Here is a 24,140-nt window from a genome sequence, read left to right as displayed (position 1 = left end):
TAAAAAACGAGTTTAAATATATACAATCTTTGGCGAAGCCAGCCTAAAATATATGTTGGTTAATCTTCGATATCTATAACCTTAAGATATTCTGGGCCGCCATCTATGGGATATCCTTCCACTTTTTCAGCAATAATAGTATAGGTTTGTCCCTCTAATTCGGTTAGATCTATTTTTCCTGAAGTCAAGGCATAGGTTTCATTATCGGTTCGTAAAATATGGCTTCCGTATTGATAAGACGTAATGCCTGCAGCTTCGATTAATCCGGTTAGTTTCATATTGCTGGTTACTTTTTGATTATTACAGGTTGCAGTAATAATTAATAAAAAGAAAGAAGAAAGTAGCACTCCTATTTTCATGATCATATAAGTTAAGTTGCTTTGAAAATACATTTTCTATGCGACTTTGCCTTTACTCTTAGGGAAGTTTTAACGAGTAGAAAGTTTACATAATAAAAACATTTTTAATTTTGTGTTTGCTAAAAAAAACTGGCCTCGTAGTTCAACGGATAGAATAGAAGTTTCCTAAACTTTAGATCCAGGTTCGATTCCTGGCGAGGTCACTGAACCAATAATAGATAAATTCTATTGTTGTTATTTGGTTGATGTTTAGTGTTTTGCATATTTTATGATACCATCTGCATTCATTTAAAAGTGTTAAAAATGCTAATTTTTGTTCGCAGATCGTCAACATAAAATTATTACTTTTATGTTCTTATGAATTGACTTTTTGAACGTTACAATTGGAGATTTGACTTTCGCCAAAATGTTTTAACAATTAAAAATGTCAAAATTATGCGAGATTCTTCAACTTTTTCAATCTTATTTTGGTTGTATGCTAAACGGGAAAAGGCTGGGAAAGCCCCTATTTATGCGAGAATTACCATTAATGGACAACGACTAAACCTTAGTTTAAAAAGGTCTATCAGTTCAAAACGCTGGGGGATACGAACCCAAAGAGCCATAGGGAATACTGATAGTGATAAAGAACTCAATTTGTACCTGGATCAGGAATATGCTAAACTATTTCAATGCTATCAGGATTTACGCCTCGAAGAAGAAATAATTACACCTGAAGCCGTAAAAGATCGTTATACGGGGAATTTTAAGCGGTTTTATACGGTAGAAGATATGTTTCAATATCACAACCGTAATTTGTTTCATAAGTTAAAGCCCAATACTCAAAAAGGGTATATAACCAGCCAATATTATCTCAGAAAATATATTGAAAAAGAGTTTCGCTCCAATTCAGAGAAATTTTATGTGAAACAGATGGATTATGGCTTTTTACTCCAGTTCGAAAGTTTTTTAAGATGTACTAAGCCAAAAAGACATTCACAACCTTATATTGGAAATAATGCTGTAATGAAACATATACAGCGTTTAAGAAAAATGACTACTCTATGTTTTCACTTAGAATGGATTGATCGCGATCCATTTGTTAAATTTAAGCAACATTTGACCAAAACTGAACGAGGATTTTTAAGTGAATATGAGTTGGAAGAAATTGAAAGCAAGAAATTTGAAATTAATCGGTTGAAGGTCGTAAGAGATCTGTTTGTTTTCAGCTGTTATACAGGCGTTGCTCATGTAGATCTTTTACAACTATCAAAAAGAAATTTAGTTACCGGAGAGGATGGATCAACATGGTTAGTAACAAAGAGAGAAAAAACAGGTAGTCCCGTGAGAGTTCCGCTTTTGAAAAAACCTAAAGGAATTATTGATCGATATAAAGAACTCAAAGTTTGCCGAAAGTCTGATACGTTATTTCCTGTTATTTCAAATCAAAAAGTAAATGTTTATTTAAAAGAGGTAGCGGAAGCCTGTGAGATTGAAAAGAACCTCACTTTTCATATGGCTAGACATACTTTTGCGACAACTGTAACTTTATCTAATGGAGTTCCTATTGAAACGGTATCGAAGATGTTGGGTCACAATAAATTATCCACAACACAAATTTATGCGAAAGTCATAGAGCGCAAAATTAGTGAGGACATGAATGTTTTAAGAAGAAAGCTTGAAGGATAAATTATATGAAAGAATAATGATGCTAGAGAATGAATATGTATTCAACAAAGAATTACAATGTGGTTAGTTGCGTACGCCTGCTTGTATTTAATTATTCAGATTATGGAAGCGGAAATCAATAAGAGATAGCTATGATCTTAGAAGTTAGGTTTAAATCTATTTAGTATCTTAATCTCCCAAAAGTACTTGAAGAGCATCAGGATGGTAGTCTTACTTTTATTTACAGTATATCATAACTTTGAATTGGATCGATTGCTTTTAGGTTTTGGTGATAACCTGGAGGTATTAGTGCCTCGAATACTAAAAAAGAATATCAAAAGGAAGCTAGAATCGGCTACTAGTCTTTATAAATAGAATTATCTATTTAATAATCGAACTAATGGTTTCTATACGTTCTAGAAGCGTGTTTACAAACTCCTCTCTACTCACTAAATAATTTTTATATTTTCCGGTGGTTTTGCCACCGGTCATAGACACCGTAATACGCCAATTACCATCTGAAAGTTGACTGCCTAAAGTGGCTATTTCTTCGGAGGGAATAAGCAATATTTTATCACTCATTTTCATTTTGCTTTGATCGAAGCTAAATGCAATGATATAATAGGAATGATGGGGCTTGAAGGTGTTGCCGTTAATGGTTAAAATTAAACGGTTGCGTTTGTGTACGTTAAAGCGTGTTTTAACCTGCAAATAGATTGGTGTGTAGAGCTTTTCTTTTAATACGATGAGATCGATCCCCCTATCATCAATTACAGGTTTGTAGATATTCAATAAACCTTGACTGTAAAGCAGAATGATTTCTTTTGCCCAATCTTCGCCAATATTCCCTTTCATTTGAGAGGATAAGCCCGACATATCGATAAAGTTTTCATCGTCCTCTTCTTCATCGTTTTCTAATACCGCTTCAATATTGTTTAGCTTGATTTTTATTTGTTCTTGAGATACCTCAACTTCTATAATACTACCTGCTGCAAGATTATTATCTCTATAGAAACTGGTTAAGCCAAAAATGCGGTTATAGTCTGAATTGTAGCTGTGTTTATTGGTGCTTTTTGCATTAGGAAAAAGCACATTTAACTCTGCGTTTTCGTTTGGTAATTCTGCACGTGCTTCGGCAGGAACATATAAAAAGCCTAGTTCTACTTCTTTACCTATTAGCTTACGTTGGTATGTTATGGTATTATTCATTAAGAGATTAAATACATTTTTTATAGTCCAGAAACATAATATTAATAAAAAATCATATCTTCTTAACAACTATATTTTTCAAATTTGTATTACATGTCAGTTGCTTTTTTAGCTTCTGCAAAAACATACTTTTTTACAATTTTCGGTAGCATCTTTGGTCAGTGTAAATTGCAAACATGTATAGTTTTAAGCATTCATATTTAGGTTCTCTTTTTTCTTAAATATTCATTCAATTTTTTGTATTCCAACTGTTTCATATAGTTTTCCATATAGTCGTAGTCGGGTTCGTTTTGGTCGTTAACTGGAAGCATTATTTTTTGTTTATTCATTCTTGTTCCATTAAACTTGTAACCATATTGATATTTAGCTTTTTGTTTTAAAATTTGGGTTTTTACAAATAGAAATAAATGCTTATTTCCTTCATTTTTTTTGAAACTCAAACGCTTTACATCATCCGAAAAAATGGCTTTGTATGGATGGTAAAAATTCTCAACTACACTACCATTGTAATTTACTCCTAAAACATTTGAATCTTCAGAATTATTAGTATTAGAAACAAATTGAGTAATTCCATTATTTGAATCAGTTGCTCCAATAAAAGGTTTCGCTCCTTTTTTCATATCTGCTTTTGTCAAACGCTTCCCTGAGTTAATATTAAAAATATTTTCTATTTCAAACTCCAACCATTGAACTTCACTCAGAGGAATTACCCCCCCCCGTTTTAAATTACTGATATTCAGTGATATATAATTTTTGTATTTTTCTAATAGTTTCGCTTCTTTTTCACGCATAAACTTTTCCATAAATTCAAAATCAGGTTTATCGTCTTTGTTTACAGGAAGAAGTATTTTTTCTTTTTTAATACGTGTGTCATTTATTTCACGATTGAAACTATACTTTTCTGAAATTCTATTAACTACACTTGAAAGGAAAAGGTAAACATATTTATTAAATTTGGGATTTTCTAATTTGGTTACGTGATCACTGGCAACAAACTTAGAAGGTTGATAAAAACAAGAGCCAACGCTTCCACTATTAGCAAGCGAAAGACAATCAGAAAATATACGAACTCCTTCATTATTTCCTATAAACCCATCAATTCCGTTATTGGAAGCAGTTGAAGAGACATAAGGAACTTTACCCTTTTGGTGGTCTGCTTTTTTAAGTCTTTTTCCACGTTGGATTTTTGGGAAAATATCTTTTAAATCAAACTCTTTCCAATTTTTATTTTTAAGTTGCAGATCCATATTATTTAGCGTTTTCAAATAAAAATTCTTTTCCTTTCATAACCATATTAAATTCGAATGTTAGATAGTCTGAAATGGTTTGCTCAAAATCTTCTAATTTGGGAATTTCATCGTTGAAATAGTAAAATGAATGCAACCATTCATCTGTTGGTTCAATGGTGGTTTTTACCATAAATCTGGTTTCGGCATCATCTCTGTCAAACCAGCAGTCTAATAATTTCACCTTTCGTTCTTTAGCACGTTCCGTTTTTACTGGACCAATATGTTTGTTAATTACAAAACCATCATCTTCAAAATTGAAAAACTTTACTCTTTCTTTAGTATCGTGTGGTTTGTGTGCTGTAAAAACAGCCATACAGGGATTTACACCAATGCGGTAAAAGGTTTCCTTATTTAGTGTGATGACTCCTTGTAAACTATGCTTTTTAAGAATGCGTTTTTTTACTTCTTTATCGGCTTTAGATTTACCTACCATTGTAGATTGTGGTACAATTGCAATGCAAACTGCATTGTCATCTAAACTATTCAACAAATGCTCAATAAAGTGAATTTCAGATAAATGAGCGGTATCTTTTCCTTTAGCTTGTGAATAGGGTGGATTAATAAAACCAACGGTATATTTTTTCTTTCTTAAATCTTTAGCGTTCATTGCTAAAAAATTTCCTGGAATCAATTGGCTTTTACCATCATCACGTAAAATCATATTGGTTGTGGCTATGGAAAACATATCTTCTCGTATTTCGATACCGTGCAATTGATTAGATTTGATATGCTTTTTTTCTTCTTCGGTTTCAGCCATATTTTCCATTCTGTGCATCGCTGAAATTAAAAAACCTGCTGTACCACAACACGGATCGAGTATAATGTCAGATGTTTTTAGTTCTGCTATATCACAGAATAATTCTGTGATATGTGGTGGTGTAAGGACTACTCCAAGACTTTTTCCATCACCACCACTGTATTTCATAAATTCGCCATAAAAATTACCGAGAACATCTTCTTTAACATTGGCTGTAATGGAAGTCAATATATTTGAGTTAATAAATTCTGTGAAATATTTTAGTGGTGTTTTTGCAAGTTCTTCTTCTTTGTTTGGAATACGTTCATCAACTTCATTCAACAAGGTCCGGTCTCTAATGATATTAAATTGACGTAAAACTTTATCTTTTTTTGTTTGTGGTGTAACTTTTACTCTCTGCATATACGATTCTACGGCATCAAATATTTTTTGACCATCTGTTTTTACATCATCACCGTTTAAATCATCAACTTTAAAATTTTTGTCACTTAATGCGAGTAAAATAGCAGAAACGACCAAAGGTTTTTCTTTGTCGCCTAACTGACCGTAATTCCTTAATGCTTCGTGTAAAATAGCAGATTGTTTTATTAACTCTTCTGCTTCTAAAACTTCAGGTGGTGTTTCGCCAAGTACTTGTTCTCGATAATATTTATCAATATTTGAAGCTGAGAAATTCTCAAAGTTCTCAACGGGTTTTAATAGTTTGTACCCATTTTTATCAATGAAAATAGGACGGATAATGTGATGTTTTTCATCTCCTGAACAACCAAACGCAAATACTTTTTTAAAATTAGTGTTTTCAATAATATGTTTTCCGTAGTGGTAAGCTCCGTTTTCTGCAAAATTCTTTAATGATTTAACGTCAACTGCATATTCTGCTTGTTCTTCATTAACGTAGTTCACTTGCTTATCTAAATCGGCTTTGTCTTCTATGACAATGATAAAGTCATTTGAAATTCCAACGAATTCTGGAAATCCAACGCGACCTGTTCCTTTTTTGGAAGCTGTTTTTAAAGCGTCATTAACTTCTTTAATGCTACTTCCATCAGCACTGTATTTTATTTTAGCACTATCTAATAGTTTACTGATAAAAATATCGAGGTTCTTTTCTTTTTTACTCACTTTAATTCAGTTTTGTCAATTAGTAAGTCCTTTGCTGAAACTTGCAGTATTTCAGCAATTTGATATAAATCTTCTAAACTTGGTTGTCTCACGTTTCGAGCATACTCGTTAATCGTTGTATAACTTTTTCCTGTCTGTTTGGAAAGCCAAGTTTGAGATATTCCTTTGTGTTTTAGAACTTCTTTAATTCGGTTCATTTGAAACCTAATTTGATTAGATGGAGGTCAAATATAGACAATATTCATTATTTAACAGTGTAAATATTCACTGTATGCTCGTGAATTTGGAAATCAAACTTTTTCAATTTTTAAATTGTAATTAGTATGATTATGGACATAACTATATTTATATAAAACTAACTCAAGTTCTCCTATGTTGATCATGGTTTCTAGAAGAATTTAAAAAAGTTGTAGTAAGTAATTTTTTTATTATAGTAAACGAAGAATCTATATTTAAAATCTAATACAAAAAAGTTTGAAGAAACTGTACACAGATAAAGTTTCTAAGCTTAGAAAACTTATTCTTCAATATCCTCAACGGAAAAACTAAAATTATATAATTCTTTTGGATGAATACCCAACCCTTTTGCAATAGGTAAAACTGTAGTTATTTTTGGCTCATTTTCATTTGCAAGGATTCTATATATTGCTTTATTTTCAATATTACCAATTGATGCAATTGTAGTTATATCCCTATCGCTTTCCTCAATTAGTTTCCTTAAATGTTGACTAAATTTTTTTCGATATGCTGATCTCCACTCTTTCACGAGTACAATATCAAATCAAACATTCAAAATAAATTGTCATATTTGACATTTTTAGATTATTATTATTATATTTACTTCATATTATTATTTTTGCGAAACTTCTTAAAGTAAAATATTAGAAGCATTCGCTTTGAATCTCGGATTGAAAACTGGTAATTTTTAGACAACGAGAGGATAAGCAATGATGCTCACGACCCCGGGGCGGAGCATCGGCTTATTGTTGTCAGGTATACCAGTACCTCAATCCATTAGGTCGATTTCTGCCCCATTTTATTAGACTTCTTTCAAAGCATTTCTTCTTATAATTATTGATACTGGTTTTGCAGTTTTAAGACCCTACTTTTTTATTGGTTATCCATTGGGATGTTTCTAGTGGGTAGTCGGGGAATCGTAGCAAACCCTATTTCTAAAATTCTTTGCTGTGATGATGGGCGGGTGAGGTATACCTTAAAATGATATATAAAGGAATGTATAATGTAAAATAATGTCTATAAGATTAAACAAATAAAACATACAGAATTAGCCTGAATAAAGGCCCTTAAGCCTAAAAAAGCCTATCCCCACATTCCAAGATTGCCGTCCGAATAGTGGGGAAGGCTATGGTTTAATTAACTAATAAAGTAACACAAACCACAGCGAAATTATGAAAAATAATTACAGGTGCTGCAATATTGTAGTGCTAATACCCCTCTTATGTTCATTTTTCATCTTAGGAAGAATGAATGCTGCTCCGTATTTTCCAATATCGAGTAGTGAATTATTAAAATTTGAACCCTTTTTTCAACAACAAATATCCGGAACCGTAAGGGATAAGGATGGTGTTCCTATTCCCGGAGTGAATGTAATCGTTCAGGGATCTTCTAACGGAACCATGACTAACCTTGATGGTGAGTATTCCATTATTGCTAGTGTGGGTGATACCCTGGTATTTTCTTATATAGGATTTAAAGAATTTAAAATTGAAGTGAATGATACCTTTACTGGGGATGTTGTATTGGAGACTTCGGTAGATGCCCTTGATGAGGTCGTTATCAATGCCGGTTATTATAATACTACCCAACGGGAGCGTACCGGAAGTATTTCTCGCGTTTCTAGTGAGGATATAGAACAGCAACCGGTCATAGGTCCCCTTGATGCTTTACAAGGTAGGATGGCAGGAGTAGAGGTAGAACAACCAAGTGGGATTCGTGGTGCCGCATCTTCAATTAGAATTAGGGGAAGAAATAGTCTACGACTGGAAGGCGATCAACCCTTAATTATTGTTGATGGAGTACCGATTAATGCCAATTCAATTAGCAGTATAAGTCCTTTTACCCAGAATAGCGGTATGGATCCTCTGAGTACTTTAAACTTATCAAACATAGAAAGTGTTGAAGTTTTAAAAGATGCCGATGCGACTGCTATTTACGGTTCTCGTGGAGCAAATGGTGTTGTGCTTATTAGCACTAAAAGAAATAAAGGAGGACGTACACAATTTGATGCAAAAATTTACTCAGGGTTCTCTCAAGTTTCTAATCGTATGGATTTATTGAATACCGATCAGTATTTGCAAGTCCGAAGAACAGCCTTTGAAAATGATGGTGCTACCCCTAATGAATTTAATGGAAGAGAACTGGTACTTTGGGATCAAAACCGAGAAACAGACTGGCAGGAAGAATTATTGGGCGGGACTTCTCCAATAACCGATATTAATATGGTGGTTTCAGGAGGTAATGAACGAACTTCGTTCAGACTCGGAGGATCTTATCGAAAAGAAGGTTCTGTATTTCCAGGAGATTTTGAATATAATAAGGTAACGGCTAACCTTAGTTTACATCACCAATCTAAAGACAATAAATTTGGTTTAGATTTTACAGCGAATTATGGTGTAGATCATAATCAATTATTCTTTGGTTCTAATTTTGTAAGGATGGCGGTTACCCTTCCTCCAAATGCTCCTGAATTATATAATGAGGATGGTAGCTTAAATTGGGCAGACAACAGCTGGACTAATCCATTGAACGGTTTATTTAAACCACAGGATATCGAATCCAATAACCTGTTAAGTAATCTTCGTTTGACATACAATTTAGGTAATGGTCTGGAAATTAAAAGCAGTTTTGGTTATTCTAATTTGATAAGTGGGGAGCTTACCAAAAATTTAATCAATGGTTTTAATCCGGTTACCTGGAGCTATGTTAGTCTTTTTTCTTATCACACCGATACCCGTAGAAAGTCCTGGATTATTGAACCTCAACTCACCTATAATAAACAATTCGGTGACTTTAATGTAAATGGCATTGTAGGCTTAACACTACAGAATAATCAGGATAATTACTTAACTATGGAAGGTACGGGCTATAATGATGATAGTTTGGTTGGAAACCTTAGTGCGGCAGATCAGGTTAGGGTACATTCAGATCAGGAAATAAATTACAAGTATGCCGCTATATTTGGACGAATAGGCCTAGATTGGAAGAAGAAGTATTACTTAAATATTACCGGGAGAAAAGATGGGAGTTCCAGATTCGGGCCAAACAAACGTATCGCAAATTTTGGAGCTGTAGGTGCAGCCTGGATTTTTTCAGAAGAAGCTTTTATTCAGTATAACTTGCCTTTTTTAAGTTTTGGTAAACTGAGAAGTAGTTATGGAACTACCGGAAGTGATCAAATTCCAGATTATGGTTTTATGGATACTTATGAAGTTACAGATGGCCCGGGCGGCTTATATCCCACTAGACTTTACAACCCCGATTTCTCCTGGGAAATTAATAGGAAATTAGAAGTAGCGCTGCAACTTGGTTTTATAGAAGATCGGATAAATATAGAAATAAACTGGTATAAAAACAGGTCTTCTAATCAATTAACGGGTTATCCATTACCTGCAATAACAGGCTTTAGCTCTGTATTGGCTAACCTTCCGGCTACCATTGAAAATTCAGGTTGGGAGCTAGTATTAGATGCGCTTAACATTGAAAGTAAAGATTTCTCTTGGCGAACGTCTTTGAATTTTACGATTCCCAGAAATAAATTGATAGCGTTTGATAACCTTGAACTCACGCCATACAGGCAGACATATAGGGTTGGGGAGCCATTAAGTATTGCCTTATTGTATAAATATGAAGGTATTAATTCCGAAACAGGTCGCTATGAAGTAGCGGATGTAAATGAGGATGGTAGACTGGATTTTAATGATCGTACGGAAACCGCTTTTCTAGGGAGAAAATATTACGGGGGAATTCAGAATACCGTAAAATTCAAGAATTTTAACCTCGGATTCCTTTTTGAATACATTAATCAGAATAAGCATAGTTATTTGCTTGATATGGCAAATACCCCAGGAGCTTACGGTAACAATTCTACCGAAATACTTAAAGCATGGACACAAACAGGAGATCAAACTAATATCCAACAATTATCCACTTCTACACTTTCTTCCTCTTCATTTTCAAATGCAATGCTCTCTGATAAGATGATTGAAGATGCATCTTTTTTGCGCCTAAAAACACTTTCGCTTAGTTACCAAATGCCGGAAACCTTCGTAGACCGAATTGGACTGAAACAAATGGTTCTTTATTTACATGGACAGAATCTTTTTACCCTGACAAACTATCTTGGTTTGGATCCGCAAGGGGGTATGGTGGTTCCTCCAATGCGTACCATTACTTCCGGTCTAAGATTAACCCTTTAAAACAATGTATGATGAAATATATTAAAATTTTGATATTTATCCTGATCTGTTTAATTCATCTTTCCTGTGAAGATTTTGTTGAGATTGAAATTCCCGATGATCGGATAATTAATGAAAGCGTATTTAGTAGTGATAAAACGGCTAACAGTGCAGTAAAAGGAATTTATAATCAATTATATCAGGCCAACTTTTCCAGTGGTTTCTACACATCAATTCCTGTGCTTTCAGAATTATCGGCCGATAATCTTAAATCGACGGTAACCACTGAAAATTTGTTGGAATTTGAAGCGAATGAAATTTTTATCAGTAATAGTTATAACCTCGGCATTTGGTCAAGTGCTTATAATATTATTTATATGAGTAACGCCGTACTGGAAGGCTTAGAGGGGAATGGCAATATAACGACGGAACTAAAGGAAAAACTTATTGGAGAAGCTCGATTTATTAGGGCGTTTGCCTACTACTATTTAGTTAATTTATATGGAGATGTTCCGTTGGTACTTAGTACGGATTATCAAGACAACGTCAGTAAAAGTAGAAATAGTACTTTGGAAGTTTACAATCAGATTGTAGAAGATTTGGGAGTTGCAGTTGGACAATTGGGTAACACCTATGAGAATTCGGAGCGATTACGTGCCAACCGTTTTACGGCTATGGCATTGCTGGCAAGAGTATATCTTCACTTGGAAGAGTGGGCACTTGCTGAGGATTATAGTACAGAAATTATTAATGCCACCGAAACCTTTGAGTTACTGCCACACAATGAAGTCTTTCTAGCCAATAGTAAAGAAGCTATCTGGCAAATTTCACCCCGGGAAGGAGGGGCTTCTCGAACGAATACCCGGGAAGGTGAATTGTTTATTTTACTAGATAGCCCTGGACGCGTAGCCTTAACAGAAGATCTAATTCAATCATTTGATAGTAATGATGCTCGCCTCGAACAATGGATTGGCCTACTTGAAACCGAAAATGAAAACTATTTTTTTCCTTATAAATATAAGGTCAAGAATTCTACTGACGATATTTTAGAATACTCGATGGTCATGCGCCTGGCAGAACAGTACTTGATAAGAGCTGAAGCCCGTGCCGAACAAGATAAATTGATAGCATCAATCGAGGATGTAAATAAAATAAGAAAACGGTCAAATTTAAGTGCGCTTAATATACCTGATTCAGATCTTGATCAAGATGAGGTTATCACTATCATCCTGAAAGAACGTCGAAAAGAATTGTTTACTGAGTGGGGACATCGTTGGTTTGACCTTAAACGCAGAAGGAAAGCTGACCTTATTTTATCTTCCAAAAAAGTGCTCTGGGAGGAGACCGATGTTTTTTACCCCATACCGGAAGATGAGTTATTAAAAAACCCGAACCTAATCCAAAATCCAGGCTATTAATATCAATAATCTTTAGACCTATGAAAAATACTTTAAAAAAGAGGATATTTTTATCGTTTATCGCCAACTTAATAGTATGTATTTCGTTGGCTCATAACAGAACTCCAACGGATAGCTTACCTCTTGATGATGATATTAGGTATGGAGTATTACCTAATGGACTCACTTACTATATTAAGCCAATTGATCATCCAGGTGCAGGATTAAATTTAAGACTTGTCGTCAAAGCTGGTATTAACCAGGAAGCCGATGGAGAATTGGAGTTTGCTCATATTACAGAGCATTTGGGATTTATAGCTGGAAAGAATATTTCAAGAAAAGAAACGTCACATCTTTTTGATGAAGCAGGGGTAAGTATGGCACAGCTCAATGGCTTTACTGCTGGAAATTATACAGATTATTTTGTTCAGGTTTCAGACAAAAATAATAAAGGAGCATCTCTGGCTCTAGACTTTTTTAAAGATATTATATGGAACTTAGAATTAAATGAAAAGAATATTTGGCTTGAACGATTAACGGTTTTTGATGAAACAGGTGGAGGAAATTTTAATCAAAGTATCCATTCTGACTTTCTGGAAAAGCAAATTACAGGCTGGGGTGCAAAGGCTCCAGAGGATTTTGAGGAACATATCAAAACATTTCGTTATAACAAATTAATTGATTTTTATAAGAAATGGTATCGATCAGATTTGATGGCAATTGTTATTGTTGGAAATATTGATAACATTGAAGAACTGGAAAAAGAGCTTAAAGAAAAATTCACAAAAGAAAGGAAAGCTGGGAATTTACCAAATCCAACCGTGAATCAACTCAATTATCTCAATAAAGCACCCCAGTTTTATAAAAAAGAACTTTTGGGTAACAATGATCATTTAATATACAAACCTATACACTTAAGTTTATATTTTCGTCTGGGCCCAAACAAAAACCGACAAAGTAAGCAAGGATTAAAGAATCAGTTAATAAGGAGCTTATTAATCGAACTAGTAAATAAAAAGTACTCACAAGTACTTCGGGAATATAATACCTTTACCTCAATCCGGACTAAATTCCTGAATCCCCCTACGGCTTTAAAACTTGAGATTATTGGGAGTGATGGATTCAAAAAGGATTATATCAATACAGCATTCCAAACGCTAAAAAAAATAAAAAAATATGGGTTTACTATAGATGAATTTAATTCGGGTAAAGCGGAATATCTTAATTCTATAAGGCAAACCGATACCCTGAGCCTTTTTTACTGGAAAAATCAGATCATTCAACATTTTGTGGAGGGGGAAGCTTTACCTGCAAACAAAGAACAACTTCAGGAAAATATCTTACACAACCTGAGCCAGGAAGAATTTCATAACGAAATTAAACAATATATTAAGGAGGAACCAGAAGATATTAGTATGGTGGCTTATAAAGATAATCGGGAATTAAATAATCCCGAAAAGAAGATAAGAACCTGGATCAAGGAAGTAATCAGGTTACCGGTTGAACCGTCGGTCCCCTCTACAAGGAATTTAGTTCTAATGGATGATTCTCTAACTACAGCACTGAAAAAAACTCCGGTAAAAGCCTTAGAAACTGAGATTTCAGGAGGCAAAAGCTATTTATTGGAAAATGGCTTACGCATTATTTTAAAGTCTTCGAAAAAAAATACTTCAGGAAAAGGTAAAGACAAAAGCCGATTATTATTTAATGGCTTTTCAAAACAGGGTATCGATTGTTTTCCGAAAGAAGATTATTATTCGGCTTTAAATGCTACCGAAATACTGAGGAATTCCGGAGTTGGAAAGTTTAATAAATTTGAGTTGGAACAAATTATTGATCGTCAAGGACTAAAAGGTTTCGTATCTCCCTATATAGAAAGTGATGCAGCAGGCATTAAGGCCAACATTGCTCTAAAAGATTTAGAAACTGCTTTTCAATTGGTATACCTGTATTTTACATCTCCTAATTTTAACACTACTGCATTTGATGATTGGACGACACAACAAAAAATTTACATAGCCTATAAAGATTATCCAACTGAAAATTTTGAAACTAAGATCAGGGAGGTTTTACCTGATGATGATTTTATCCCCAAAGGTCAGAAATTTATTGAAGGACTTGAGCAAATAGATTTGGAGAAGGTAAAGGAGGTATATCAGTATTTATTTAGTATGCCTGGCAATTTTACCTTTTTATTTTCTGGTCATTTTATTGAAGAAAAAGTTTTAAAGCTTTGTCAGAAATATTTAGGAAATCTACCACTGAGACCTACAAATTTGTATTGTGCTAATGAAATGAAAGATTCAGTTAAGTTACCAATAGAATCGAAGACTTTCTATACCGAAGCTCCATTAAATCGAAATAAGGTTAAAGTGCTGTATTTATATAAATTGAGTAAGCCTATAATAGATTGGAAAGAAGAGATTAAATTGGATCTTCTTCAGGACATTATGAGCGAACTATTTATGCGGCGATTGCGATTTGAATCGGATACTGGAGGTACTTATGCGGTTATTTCAGGATTAAATATTGTGAATTCATATAATTATGTGGAAATTCCGATCACTTTTAGTACGAATGCTAAGGATGCGAAGCGTTTGATTAAGGGAGTTCAATCCTGTGTAGAAGATCTAAAAAGTTCTCCTGTTGAAAAATCAATTTTTGAGAAGCTTATAAATTCCAAATTAAATACAAAAATAAGTAACGGAAATACCTTAGCAAAAATGCTAAAGTATTCGAAAGATAATTTCCGATGGTGGGATAATGATGAGAGAAAAGCATTTATAAATTCCTTAAGCGCACAAGACATACAAATGACCGCAAAAAAGTATCTGAGTAATAAGCCTGTAGTATTTAAAATGCTACCCAAAGTAAAATTAGAAGAATAGTTGATGATTTAAACAGTGTACAACCTTTGGGCTGTACACTGTTAATACATACTAATCAGTAGGAGGGAAGCCTTCTAATTCTTTGATGTTCGCACTTCCTTGTGCAGGATCATCCAGATTTTCTGAATTGTATACCTGATACGTTGTACCTGAAACGGGGTCTTCATCAAACCTTACTTGGCAATTAGCAGCTCCTGATTCACAATCAACTTCTATTTCATACCAACTGTTTCCAATATTTACAAACATAGTAGCTTGCAGATCATTTGGAACATCCGGGGAATTTTTTGGTTCCAATGTAAAGTTCGTTGTGGCAAAAGCCATTCCTATAGCAAATACAATTGCTACAATTGGTAAAATCAATTTTTTAAACTTCATGGTGTTAAATTTAAGTGTTAATAATATTACTCCCGTTTTTTAATTAGATGACGGTGCACCTAAGGATTGTTGCAACAAACGATCGTAATGGTTTACTAACTCTGATTTTTAGTCAGTATCCATTTTATCTTTCCTGAAGTAAAATTGAAAAATAAAAGTTTTCCAGAGGGATAAAAGTTGTTTTGTAAGGCTCTAAATTGAGGTTGGGAGGTATTTTTTTATTTTTTAAAGAAATTATTGCGGTATTGACTAGGGGAAACACCGTATTCCTGCTTAAAACGATTAGAGTAATGAGAGGATGCCTGAAAACCGAAATGTCTTGAAATTTCATTGATCTTCAAGTCGGTTCCCTCCAAAAGTTCCAGGCTCTCTTCCAATCGCATCTTGATGTCATAAGCTCTTATCGGTAACTGATAAAATTTTTTGAATACACGTTTTATTCTGGATCTACTGGCTGCTGCTTCGGAAGCTATTTGATTAAGCCCCGGAAGTTGGGAATGACGATAGCCCTTAAGAATGTCATGTACCTTTTTAGCAAGTAGAAAGTCCCGAACATTACGAATATCTGAGGTTTTTGTTGTTTTATTTTTGTCAAATGAGTCAACTTCATTTTGTGATAAATCCGGTAAAGGCTCTTCTGGGTCAAATGCAAATAAGAGATAATTGGGCTCTTCTATGCCAAGGCCACATCTTAATATTCTAACCTGTAGAGGGCTAATTAAATCATTGGAACTCTGAAAATCAACGATTCCGAAATCAAGTAAGCAGTTTTTGTTGCGTGGAAATCTTTTCCAAATTTTATTCAATTTCTTTAGGGATTTCTTTGATAGTAATTGAGCTAATTTAACAGGATAATTAGTTTTCATTAGAATATTGAAATTCTCATCACTATGAGTGATTATATTTTTATCATTATCTAATATGATAAACAATTTCGGTTGCGAGTATAAGGTCTTTTCCGTCCTTATCTGATACATAAACTGATTCATTTTAATGCTAGCATGATTGATCAGTAAGGCCAGAGTATCTTCCCTGTTTTTATTATTTGAAATGGGGATACGATATGAAAAATCAAATTGAGATATTTTAATCAAAGCCTCCCGTAATTGATCAAAACGCTTATCATTTGAGGAATAATTAGTCATAGTCGTGAGGAATTATGAGGTTTAATTATTTATAATCTTGAAGAAATGCTAGTGCATTAAGCTCACTTTTAAATAGTTTAACAGGAACTTGCGGGTGATGAACATCTCTGAAGAGTAGCGCAAGAGATTGATCATAATCATTATTGGTAAGAATGGCAACAGCACTGGCCATTAGTGAGCCCTTTGTTGCAAAATGATCTAGAGCCTGATCCGAAATGTTCTTTAAGTGTTGGATGCGACATAATATAGGATAGGGTTGGTGCCGCTGGAATATAAGGCGACCTGCAACAATTTTTTTTGCTGCACGTAGATCTAGCTCTGGAATGGGCTTATAAGTAATATATAATATTCCATCGCGAATCCACATCTTGGTATATTTAGATTCCTTCTGCATGTGTCAATCGGCACAATAATAAAGTGATATGCTTTTTGAAGCTCTTTTCTTACATTAAAAGTAATCATAATTATGTATTGTTCAAATCAGATCGGTATATCTGTTAGGTCTAAAAAATATGTATAAGGTCTTTTTTTAGTGTTGAAAGCCACCAAATGGCATCAAAATTAATTCTTTTCTATACTTTGATTGTAAATGCGATCGGTTAATTCAGAAGTGTTGATGTTTAACTTTTAAACTTTTTTAAATGTATAAAACAATTTTAGAGAAATTTGGTGAAGAGGTAAAAAAGAAGCAGGAGGGGACAGAGGATTATTTAAAACGTGCCATTGAGATGATTCAGTTCTGTCGAGAAATACTGGTAGATATGAAATCCATGGTAGAAGAAAGTGACTTTGAAAGTGTGCCGGAAGAAATCTATTTCTTTAAACAGGTTAAGCCTCAACCGATGAGCTACCTGATTTATTATACCCACGTGCGAAGCTGTGAGCTTCATAAACCCAAAGCCGGGAAACAATATAAGATCAGGTTCCTGGAAAAGGAGATGAGAAAAGTCAATAAGTTCTTTGCGAAGAATACTGACTTTACTTACTATATGGAACAGGGCTACACTTATCTGGATCATACTTTTTTCACCCGTCGTGGAATTGAAAAGTTTCCTTTGGATCCTACGGAAAATCAATATTTCGATCCTGATTTTACGACTTCACATGATCTGCTATGGGCAAAAATTCAAGCTGTATATCGCTATATTCATTACCTGCGAGAGCAACTCCAAAAGCTACGTGGTAAAGAACTGGAATTTTCTATTGATAAACGCCATCAGGTTCTGGTTTGGACTAATAGTAAAACGGCGCTGGTAGAGCTGATCTATGCACTCCATAATAATGAGGCTTTTAACTACGGAAAATCTGATTTGAATACCATAACTCATGCGTTGGAAGAAGTATTTAATATCAAATTGGATAATGTTTCTAAAACCTATATGGAAATTAAAGCCCGAAAGGGAAGTAAGACAAAGTATCTTGATGAGCTGGGAATTAATTTTCAGCTTAAGATGGAAAAAGAAGATGGCTTGTCATAATAAGTATTGAGAGGTATTATGTTTTTATATTATATGGATCAATTTTTATAATGGGGATTATAATAATAGATTTCTCGCTTCTAAAATGTTGTCGCTGATTCCAATGATTTAACTCCGACATTGATAAGAGGTTAGATTACAAGCTTTAACTTATACTTTTTTCAAATTTATAAGTGCCTAGGGCTCTTCGAATTCTTAAATGTATTTCTTCTGGTCTGAAAGGTTTTGTAATATAGTCAACTATGCCTCGATCCAGTAATTTGGTAATCGTAGTCTCTTCTGTAATAGAACTTAATACTAAACAAGGAATTTCATATCCATGATTAAACACATATTCTAAAAAATCTTGACCACTTCCTTCCGGCATAACTAAGTCAGTTAATATTAGGTCAATCCTATTATTTTCCAATATTTCTATAGCCTTTTTTCCGTTTAGTGCGTGGATTACATTATAACCAGAATGTTTTAAACGAAAACTTAGAGCTCTTTCAATGAGTAGACTATCTTCAACAAGTAAAATATTTTTCAAAACTTTTTATTTTATTTGCTAATTTATTTTTTGAGCCGATTTAAAATTTGAGTTTTCGTTGAATGGTAAATTAGTTTCGGCTAAACTGAAAATTGCGAAGATGACCTACGATGACTTTAGTTGAGGAAGCCGAATCAGATGATTTGAAAATGCTTATACGGCTGTATTAGTTTTGTGTATTAGTTTTGCCTATGCAGAAAATCATAGCTGAATTTTACCTTCACTATCCGATTTTTACTTCGTCATAACTAATCTTTAGTTATATCTAATAAATGGCCTTAGCATTACACGAAGTCAATAATGGTATTTATAGCAAATTGCCGGCTTATACTTTTCAAAAGTAATGATGAACTAAAAAAATAATATGGCTTTTAATACCTCAGTGGGATAAATTGAAGCCTTCTTTAACTTAGGAGGCTGAAAGATGGAGATAAAGCTACTTTAGTAGCTTTATCATTATAGTTGATTAAATTATGAAGCTAGCTTCTATGTCTAGTGAATCTTTGTGGAGATCTTTTAGTATGCTAGTTTTTTGGATTTTCAGTATAAAAATTCAATTTTGGCTGGCTGCGTATAGATAAGTTTACATGCTTGGAGACCAAAGCCTCATATTTACTGCTGGAAATCAAATCATAAGCTTCAATATGATCACTAAAAAATTCCAATTCATCGTAACTCTCTAAAGGGATGCTCATATGCTGATATGGTGTGTCTGGAAAATGAAATTCAAGCCTCACAGTTCCCGTGGGGTATACTGCTAAAAATTCTTTGATTTTTTTGATCTTTTCAATGGTACTCATAATGAATTGTTGGGGATTCAAACCGCTAAATTACCTAGAAATCTTTTATTTCCAAAGCTGGTGTTGTTCCTCACGTTTTGCTGGGATCTATTCTTTTAAATGTTAAATTCTTTCGTACTACGATAAGTATCGACAATTATTTCAGCAGGTAAGATTTTTCGTTTCGATAAGTTTATTATTGATTTATATCCCGTTTTAGATGATAAATGAACACATTTATCATAATTTTTTATAATGTTAAATTTTATCGTAGTGCGCTTCGTACTACGAAAGATTTTGATTTCTTCTGCTCAGCTTTGTAATGAAAGTCAAATCAACCGATCCCATCGTAGTGAAGATCTGGTTAGTTGAAAATTAACTGCGGTGGGATTTTTAAAAACTGATCCTATGCCAACAAGTATTATTACCACCGATGATCTTTATGAGTTTAAACTTCAATTATTGAAAGAATTGAAGAAACTCTTAAAGGAAAACAAAGAACGAAAACTGAAGAAATATCTAAAGTCTTCAGAAGTGATGGAACTACTGCAAATTAGTCCCGGTACATTACAACATCTTCGGAATAATGGAACACTTCCTTATGTGAAAATTAAAGGATTGATTTATTATCAGGCCTCTGATATTCAAAAAGTAATGGATAAATATCGCGTTCATCATTCTTCAGGTTTTGCCAAATGAATTACATTCGACACCTAAAGTGGATTTATAGTCGGTTTCTTGAAGATGAGCGACTTAATCCTTCGCATGTAAGTTTGTATATGGCTATATTCCAGGAATGGAATAGTGCCAGATTTCCAGAGGAACTCTACATCAATCGTCAACAATTGATGCAAGTATCGAAAGTGCGATCACGATCGGGATATCACCGTAGTATAAAAGAGTTAGATGCTTTTGGGTATCTGGAATATATACCTTCCCACAATCCTTATCAGGGAAGCCGCATAAAGATGTTTACTATTCGGACAAGTAACGAACCAGTAGACGATCACAGGGATCCCATATTGGAACAAGTAGCAGCACACTACTATCCCAAATATGAACCAGTAGACGAACCTTATATAAACAGTAATAAACAAAAAACAATAACAAACATAAACATAAAAAATACCACAATTTTTAAAAATGAAATTATTGAGTTTTTTAAATCTCAAAAATGGCCTCTAAGCGAAGGAAATAAATTTTTCGAGCATTACGAGTCTGAAGATTGGAGGACTGCTACCGGTAGAAAAATAATCAATTGGAAAGCTGTCGCTCAGAAATGGATGAAGCGCTGTGAGCGCTGGCGAAAAGAAAAAAAAGAAACTCAGGATTTTTTAAAAACTTCAAAACAAAAAAAATATGGAGAATCCCTCTAAAATTGTTGAAAATGGAGTGGTCTATAGCCTTGGAGATTTTGATGGTACTACTGTGCATTATGATTTCTATCAAATCTTGCATTATCTTGAAATGAAGGGTAAATTGCTTTTTGGTGAGCGTTTTAAGATTTATAAAAAAGATCGTCCGCTGATTCGGCAACTTTGTGCTTTTATGATTCGAGATTATAACGCCTGTAAGCGATACGGTTTGGATTGTAGAAAAGGAATTTTATTAACTGGTCCTGTGGGATGTGGAAAAACCAGTCTGATGAAATTGGTTCGATATATCGTTCCTGGAAAATTAACTTATGAAATGATCCCTACTCGTAATGTGATATTTGGCTTTAATCATTTAGGATTTAAAACGGTTCAGGAATATGGGGATTCTGGGAGTTATTGCTTCGATGATTTAGGATTGGAACCTCTTGGACGATTCTACGGAGATAATGCAAATGTCATGGGAGAGGTACTACTCTCCAGATATGAGCTCCATCAGAAAACCGATCAAAGATTAAAAACATATGCAACCACTAATTTAAATGCAACAGAATTAGAAGATCGCTATGGCCAACGGGTGCGAAGTAGAATGAGAGCTTTATTTAATCTAATGGCCTTTGATAGTAATAGTCCTGATAAAAGACATTAAAAGCTAGTTTAATTTTTTTGATGTCAAAAATTGATATGCTTTGATATGCTTTGAATGAGATGTAATAATAAATTATAGCTTTATTAAAATGAAGCTTTATTTAGTTTAAACCTAGTATCTTTAAATTATAGAATGAAATTGATTCTTTTATAAAAGAGTGCAATACAACATCGAAATTCTATAATAGCTATGAAAATTTTTAAAAGGCTAAGTCATAGCTAGGGCTTTTAAAGCTTTGATATCTTATATTTAAATATAAACAGTTTTAGATTTATTTTTTATGCTATTAGCTATAGTATTAGTAATCGTAGGTTTTTGCCTACTTATCTTTGGGGCAAATTGGATGGTGGAGGGAGCCTCTATGTTAGCTAAAAAATATAATATTTCTGATTTGGCGATAGGTTTAACTATTGTTGCTTTCGGAACTTCAGCGCCGGAACTTGTGGTGAATACCATAGCTTCGACAAATGGATATTCTGATATTATTCTCGGAAATATAATAGGAAGCAATAATTTTAACTTGTTTATCATTTTGGGAATTACCGGAGCGATTTTTCCAATAAGCGTAAAATCTTCTACCTGCTGGAAAGAAATTCCCATATCTTTTATTGCTGCTGCACTGTTACTACTTTTCGCAAATGATATATTTCTAAATGGTTTTGGTTTCCAGGGATATTCCACAAGCCTAAGTAGAATAGAAGGAGGAATGATGCTGTTCCTTTTTTTTGTTTTTCTTTATTATGTTTTTACACAAATGAAAAATGAAGATGAACCGGAAGCCGTAATGACAAACATTAAGCCTTTATGGAAAATTTATAGTTTAATTATTATTGGATTGACAGGGCTTATCGTAGGGGGAAAGTTGGTGGTTGATAATAGCGTAGAAATTGCTTCTTCTATGGGGGTTAGTGAAAAGATTATTGCTCTGACTATTGTAGCTACAGGAACATCGCTACCAGAGCTGCTTACTTCTGTCGTTGCCGCTCTAAAAAAGAATAGTGATATTGCTATTGGGAATGTCATAGGATCTAATATCTTTAATATCTTTCTTATTCTATCCATAAGTAGTATTATAAAACCTATTTCCTATAATCTAAAATTTAATTGGGATCTTTTGTTGCTAATTGTTGGAACACTTTTACTCCTTGTTTTTATGCTTACCGGAAAGAAAAAGAAACTTGATCGATGGGAAGCTGTCATACTTTTCCTGATTTATGCTTCTTATACTATCTATTTGGTTATTCAGGAAATTTAAATCTAAACAAAAATTTGAGATAGGTTACGAAATTCAGTGGGGTAATACTGATTTATAGCTATTCATAGGAATAAGTGTTTATCTCCGAATTAGCTATAGTTATAGATTTTAGATGGCTATGTTTTTAGAGGCAATAAATTTATTTGTGACCTTTCAATTAATGAGGAGACTCCAGGGAGATATAGAGATATTTGATGAATCCTGACAAGGATGAAGACAGATCTTCTTCAACTTATTACTTTGAAAATAGAAAATAAAGTTCGTTATCCATTTCCCAGCAGCACAGAGCATTCTTCAATTCTGCTTTTTATAGGCCTGGTAATAATACATTAATAAACATCCGTCAAATTTAATAAAAGCAAAAAAATACTGTTAATCCCCATGAATGGGTATTTTACTAATTATCCGACACTGTAATTTTGATCTTTCTGTAAAAATTACTTTATGTGGATCTATTACCCTGGTGTAAATGTATATATCATTCGATTGGTGATGAAAGCTAATGATATTTTATCTAATCCCACTTATCATAAGAAACTTGTGTCATTTATTTATGCTTATGATGAGAATTTGGATCATGAATTCTACTTAAGTTGGATTAAAGTCTATGGATTTGAAGTCGAATTAAATAGTACCTGGAGACCTTTTAGCTCTTTTCGGTTTAAATGTACGCCGAATCGAATACTTCTTAATCGTATTAAATTTAGAACAAACCAAGAGGAGGATCTTAGGTTACTTTTAGAACATTTTTATTTCATGGCCCAAGAACATATTTCCCAAAACAATCCTCCCACATCTTATCAGGCTTCTACTATTTCTAGAATATGTAAATCTTTTGGGGAGATAGGTGTATCTATGGTCTGATTTAATCTGATAGTTAGTTTAATTAAACTATGATTAACGTATATTCTTAGACTTAGCATTATCAGTTTTGACGTTTTTATACTTTTCTATTTTTCTTAGTCCTGTAGTTATGAACAGGCTTTGTATTTGGTTACCTATTAATTATCTTACTTTAAAGTAATTTATTGCCGAATGCTATTAAAAATTATGTTATTCACAGATTTACTTTCTAAGCTGTTTTGAGTGCCTGGTTTTGGTAGCTTAAGATCAGAAAACATTCACTGATTTTTTGTTTAACCTAAAACTTTTATTCATGAAAAAATTAATTTCCAAAGGCATTTTTCCAAGTAGCCTACTATTTAGCCTTTTCTTTAGTCTTAGCACTTCCGCACAAATTGGAGGAATCGAAGATTCAGTAGCCGAAATCTCGGATACCATTCGATCGATATTTCCCATCTTACTGGGAGTGATCTTTTTAGTAGGTTTCCTTTTTAATGCCGGACATTTCTTTGGCGAAAATGCCGACTTGAAAAAAGGAATAAGCCGCGTGCTCGTTTTTGTACTGATCACCGGTGCCGTAGTCGGCATCTTTACCTACCTGATCGGAATGGCCGTATAATCTATTTTC

At 33.7% G+C, this 24,140-nt stretch carries 21 protein-coding genes and 1 tRNA gene; 11 read left to right on the top strand and 11 right to left on the bottom strand.

The window, feature by feature from the left end; genetic code table 11:
* Positions 1 to 59: 59 nt before the first annotated feature.
* Positions 60 to 359, bottom strand: coding sequence for a hypothetical protein (locus INR75_RS03450; protein ID WP_223090784.1), 300 nt, complete (start codon positions 357 to 359; stop codon positions 60 to 62).
* Positions 360 to 490: 131 nt separating this feature from the next.
* Between INR75_RS03450 and INR75_RS03445 the strand changes: the two genes are divergently transcribed.
* Both INR75_RS03445 and INR75_RS03440 read left to right on the top strand, forming a co-directional pair.
* Positions 491 to 562: transfer RNA gene (locus INR75_RS03445), tRNA-Arg, on the top strand.
* Between the two features lie 232 nt (positions 563 to 794).
* The gene (locus tag INR75_RS03440; RefSeq protein ID WP_223090783.1) at positions 795 to 2,027 is read left to right on the top strand and encodes a site-specific integrase; all 1,233 of its coding nucleotides are present in this window, start codon (positions 795 to 797) and stop codon (positions 2,025 to 2,027) included.
* 360 nt (positions 2,028 to 2,387) lie between these two features.
* Here the strand turns inward: INR75_RS03440 and INR75_RS03435 are convergent, their stop codons facing one another.
* The 5 genes from INR75_RS03435 to INR75_RS03415 form a co-directional block, all read right to left on the bottom strand.
* On the bottom strand, positions 2,388 to 3,215 hold the full coding sequence (locus INR75_RS03435; protein ID WP_223090782.1) for a hypothetical protein: 828 nt from the start codon (positions 3,213 to 3,215) through the stop codon (positions 2,388 to 2,390).
* Between the two features lie 200 nt (positions 3,216 to 3,415).
* Complete coding sequence (locus INR75_RS03430) at positions 3,416 to 4,462, bottom strand: restriction endonuclease subunit S (protein WP_223090781.1); 1,047 nt, start codon at positions 4,460 to 4,462, stop codon at positions 3,416 to 3,418.
* A gap of 1 nt (position 4,463) precedes the next feature.
* Positions 4,464 to 6,383 carry a class I SAM-dependent DNA methyltransferase gene (locus tag INR75_RS03425; protein ID WP_223090780.1) on the bottom strand — a complete coding sequence of 640 codons (1,920 nt, stop codon included), beginning with the start codon at positions 6,381 to 6,383 and terminating at the stop codon, positions 4,464 to 4,466.
* Entirely contained in the window at positions 6,380 to 6,580 is a 201-nt protein-coding gene (locus INR75_RS03420) for a helix-turn-helix domain-containing protein (RefSeq protein ID WP_223090779.1), read from the bottom strand. The genes INR75_RS03425 and INR75_RS03420 overlap by 4 nt, the downstream gene beginning before the upstream one ends.
* 320 nt (positions 6,581 to 6,900) lie before the next feature.
* Complete coding sequence (locus INR75_RS03415) at positions 6,901 to 7,149, bottom strand: hypothetical protein (protein ID WP_223090778.1); 249 nt, start codon at positions 7,147 to 7,149, stop codon at positions 6,901 to 6,903.
* A gap of 643 nt (positions 7,150 to 7,792) precedes the next feature.
* Between INR75_RS03415 and INR75_RS03410 the strand changes: the two genes are divergently transcribed.
* The 3 genes from INR75_RS03410 to INR75_RS03400 are packed head-to-tail and all read left to right on the top strand — an operon-like array spanning position 7,793 to position 15,083.
* Positions 7,793 to 10,819, top strand: a complete 3,027-nt coding sequence (locus INR75_RS03410) for a SusC/RagA family TonB-linked outer membrane protein (RefSeq protein WP_223090777.1) — start codon at positions 7,793 to 7,795, stop codon at positions 10,817 to 10,819.
* Between the two features lie 8 nt (positions 10,820 to 10,827).
* The gene (locus tag INR75_RS03405; RefSeq protein WP_223090776.1) at positions 10,828 to 12,216 is read left to right on the top strand and encodes a RagB/SusD family nutrient uptake outer membrane protein; all 1,389 of its coding nucleotides are present in this window, start codon (positions 10,828 to 10,830) and stop codon (positions 12,214 to 12,216) included.
* Between the two features lie 20 nt (positions 12,217 to 12,236).
* Positions 12,237 to 15,083 (top strand): pitrilysin family protein, encoded by a 2,847-nt coding sequence (locus INR75_RS03400; protein ID WP_223090775.1) that lies wholly within the window; start codon positions 12,237 to 12,239, stop codon positions 15,081 to 15,083.
* A 51-nt stretch (positions 15,084 to 15,134) separates the two neighbouring features.
* Here INR75_RS03400 and INR75_RS03395 read toward each other — a convergent pair whose 3' ends face one another.
* The 3 genes from INR75_RS03395 to INR75_RS03385 form a co-directional block, all read right to left on the bottom strand.
* Positions 15,135 to 15,461, bottom strand: coding sequence for a DUF6520 family protein (locus tag INR75_RS03395; RefSeq protein WP_223090774.1), 327 nt, complete (start codon positions 15,459 to 15,461; stop codon positions 15,135 to 15,137).
* Between the two features lie 218 nt (positions 15,462 to 15,679).
* A complete protein-coding gene (locus INR75_RS03390) occupies positions 15,680 to 16,606 on the bottom strand; it encodes a helix-turn-helix transcriptional regulator (RefSeq protein ID WP_223090773.1) in 927 nt (308 codons plus the stop codon).
* Positions 16,607 to 16,631: 25 nt separating this feature from the next.
* Positions 16,632 to 17,000 (bottom strand): hypothetical protein, encoded by a 369-nt coding sequence (locus tag INR75_RS03385; protein WP_223090772.1) that lies wholly within the window; start codon positions 16,998 to 17,000, stop codon positions 16,632 to 16,634.
* A 247-nt stretch (positions 17,001 to 17,247) separates the two neighbouring features.
* Between INR75_RS03385 and INR75_RS03380 the strand changes: the two genes are divergently transcribed.
* Positions 17,248 to 18,084 carry an RteC domain-containing protein gene (locus tag INR75_RS03380; protein WP_223090771.1) on the top strand — a complete coding sequence of 279 codons (837 nt, stop codon included), beginning with the start codon at positions 17,248 to 17,250 and terminating at the stop codon, positions 18,082 to 18,084.
* Between the two features lie 145 nt (positions 18,085 to 18,229).
* On the opposite strand, the gene INR75_RS03375 is transcribed toward INR75_RS03380, so the two are convergent.
* Positions 18,230 to 18,613 carry a response regulator transcription factor gene (locus tag INR75_RS03375; protein WP_223090770.1) on the bottom strand — a complete coding sequence of 128 codons (384 nt, stop codon included), beginning with the start codon at positions 18,611 to 18,613 and terminating at the stop codon, positions 18,230 to 18,232.
* Positions 18,614 to 19,137: 524 nt separating this feature from the next.
* Positions 19,138 to 19,413 carry a hypothetical protein gene (locus INR75_RS03370; protein ID WP_223090769.1) on the bottom strand — a complete coding sequence of 92 codons (276 nt, stop codon included), beginning with the start codon at positions 19,411 to 19,413 and terminating at the stop codon, positions 19,138 to 19,140.
* Between the two features lie 387 nt (positions 19,414 to 19,800).
* Here INR75_RS03370 and INR75_RS03365 point away from each other — a divergent pair, with 387 nt between their 5' ends.
* The 5 genes from INR75_RS03365 (at position 19,801) to INR75_RS03345 (ending at position 24,131) form a co-directional block, all read left to right on the top strand.
* A complete protein-coding gene (locus INR75_RS03365) occupies positions 19,801 to 20,091 on the top strand; it encodes a helix-turn-helix domain-containing protein (protein ID WP_084843511.1) in 291 nt (96 codons plus the stop codon).
* A complete protein-coding gene (locus INR75_RS03360) occupies positions 20,088 to 20,768 on the top strand; it encodes a hypothetical protein (protein WP_223090768.1) in 681 nt (226 codons plus the stop codon). The genes INR75_RS03365 and INR75_RS03360 overlap by 4 nt, the downstream gene beginning before the upstream one ends.
* Positions 20,752 to 21,414, top strand: a complete 663-nt coding sequence (locus INR75_RS03355) for an ATPase (protein ID WP_223090767.1) — start codon at positions 20,752 to 20,754, stop codon at positions 21,412 to 21,414. The genes INR75_RS03360 and INR75_RS03355 overlap by 17 nt, the downstream gene beginning before the upstream one ends.
* 280 nt (positions 21,415 to 21,694) lie before the next feature.
* The gene (locus INR75_RS03350; RefSeq protein ID WP_223090766.1) at positions 21,695 to 22,669 is read left to right on the top strand and encodes a calcium/sodium antiporter; all 975 of its coding nucleotides are present in this window, start codon (positions 21,695 to 21,697) and stop codon (positions 22,667 to 22,669) included.
* 1,156 nt (positions 22,670 to 23,825) lie between these two features.
* A complete protein-coding gene (locus INR75_RS03345) occupies positions 23,826 to 24,131 on the top strand; it encodes a hypothetical protein (protein WP_255584629.1) in 306 nt (101 codons plus the stop codon).
* The last annotated feature ends 9 nt before the right edge of the window (positions 24,132 to 24,140 follow it).

The organism is Zunongwangia sp. SCSIO 43204, from assembly GCF_019904275.1.
Classification (GTDB): Bacteria; Bacteroidota; Bacteroidia; order Flavobacteriales; family Flavobacteriaceae; genus Zunongwangia; species Zunongwangia mangrovi.
The sequence above is the reverse complement of the archived record's forward strand: the minus strand, read 5'-3'. Positions and strand labels throughout refer to the sequence as shown.

What these genes read in the sequence shown, in the direction of transcription:
- INR75_RS03450 (WP_223090784.1), bottom strand. Translation starts at nt 359, where the DNA reads ATGAAAATAGGAGTGCTACTTTCTTCTTTCTTTTTATTAATTATTACT.
- INR75_RS03440 (WP_223090783.1), top strand. Translation starts at nt 795, where the DNA reads ATGCGAGATTCTTCAACTTTTTCAATCTTATTTTGGTTGTATGCTAAA.
- INR75_RS03435 (WP_223090782.1), bottom strand. Translation starts at nt 3,215, where the DNA reads ATGAATAATACCATAACATACCAACGTAAGCTAATAGGTAAAGAAGTA.
- INR75_RS03430 (WP_223090781.1), bottom strand. Translation starts at nt 4,462, where the DNA reads ATGGATCTGCAACTTAAAAATAAAAATTGGAAAGAGTTTGATTTAAAA.
- INR75_RS03420 (WP_223090779.1), bottom strand. Translation starts at nt 6,580, where the DNA reads ATGAACCGAATTAAAGAAGTTCTAAAACACAAAGGAATATCTCAAACT.
- INR75_RS03410 (WP_223090777.1), top strand. Translation starts at nt 7,793, where the DNA reads ATGAAAAATAATTACAGGTGCTGCAATATTGTAGTGCTAATACCCCTC.
- INR75_RS03405 (WP_223090776.1), top strand. Translation starts at nt 10,828, where the DNA reads ATGATGAAATATATTAAAATTTTGATATTTATCCTGATCTGTTTAATT.
- INR75_RS03400 (WP_223090775.1), top strand. Translation starts at nt 12,237, where the DNA reads ATGAAAAATACTTTAAAAAAGAGGATATTTTTATCGTTTATCGCCAAC.
- INR75_RS03395 (WP_223090774.1), bottom strand. Translation starts at nt 15,461, where the DNA reads ATGAAGTTTAAAAAATTGATTTTACCAATTGTAGCAATTGTATTTGCT.
- INR75_RS03390 (WP_223090773.1), bottom strand. Translation starts at nt 16,606, where the DNA reads ATGACTAATTATTCCTCAAATGATAAGCGTTTTGATCAATTACGGGAG.
- INR75_RS03385 (WP_223090772.1), bottom strand. Translation starts at nt 17,000, where the DNA reads ATGCAGAAGGAATCTAAATATACCAAGATGTGGATTCGCGATGGAATA.
- INR75_RS03380 (WP_223090771.1), top strand. Translation starts at nt 17,248, where the DNA reads ATGTATAAAACAATTTTAGAGAAATTTGGTGAAGAGGTAAAAAAGAAG.
- INR75_RS03370 (WP_223090769.1), bottom strand. Translation starts at nt 19,413, where the DNA reads ATGAGTACCATTGAAAAGATCAAAAAAATCAAAGAATTTTTAGCAGTA.
- INR75_RS03365 (WP_084843511.1), top strand. Translation starts at nt 19,801, where the DNA reads ATGCCAACAAGTATTATTACCACCGATGATCTTTATGAGTTTAAACTT.
- INR75_RS03360 (WP_223090768.1), top strand. Translation starts at nt 20,088, where the DNA reads ATGAATTACATTCGACACCTAAAGTGGATTTATAGTCGGTTTCTTGAA.
- INR75_RS03355 (WP_223090767.1), top strand. Translation starts at nt 20,752, where the DNA reads ATGGAGAATCCCTCTAAAATTGTTGAAAATGGAGTGGTCTATAGCCTT.
- INR75_RS03350 (WP_223090766.1), top strand. Translation starts at nt 21,695, where the DNA reads ATGCTATTAGCTATAGTATTAGTAATCGTAGGTTTTTGCCTACTTATC.
- INR75_RS03345 (WP_255584629.1), top strand. Translation starts at nt 23,826, where the DNA reads ATGAAAAAATTAATTTCCAAAGGCATTTTTCCAAGTAGCCTACTATTT.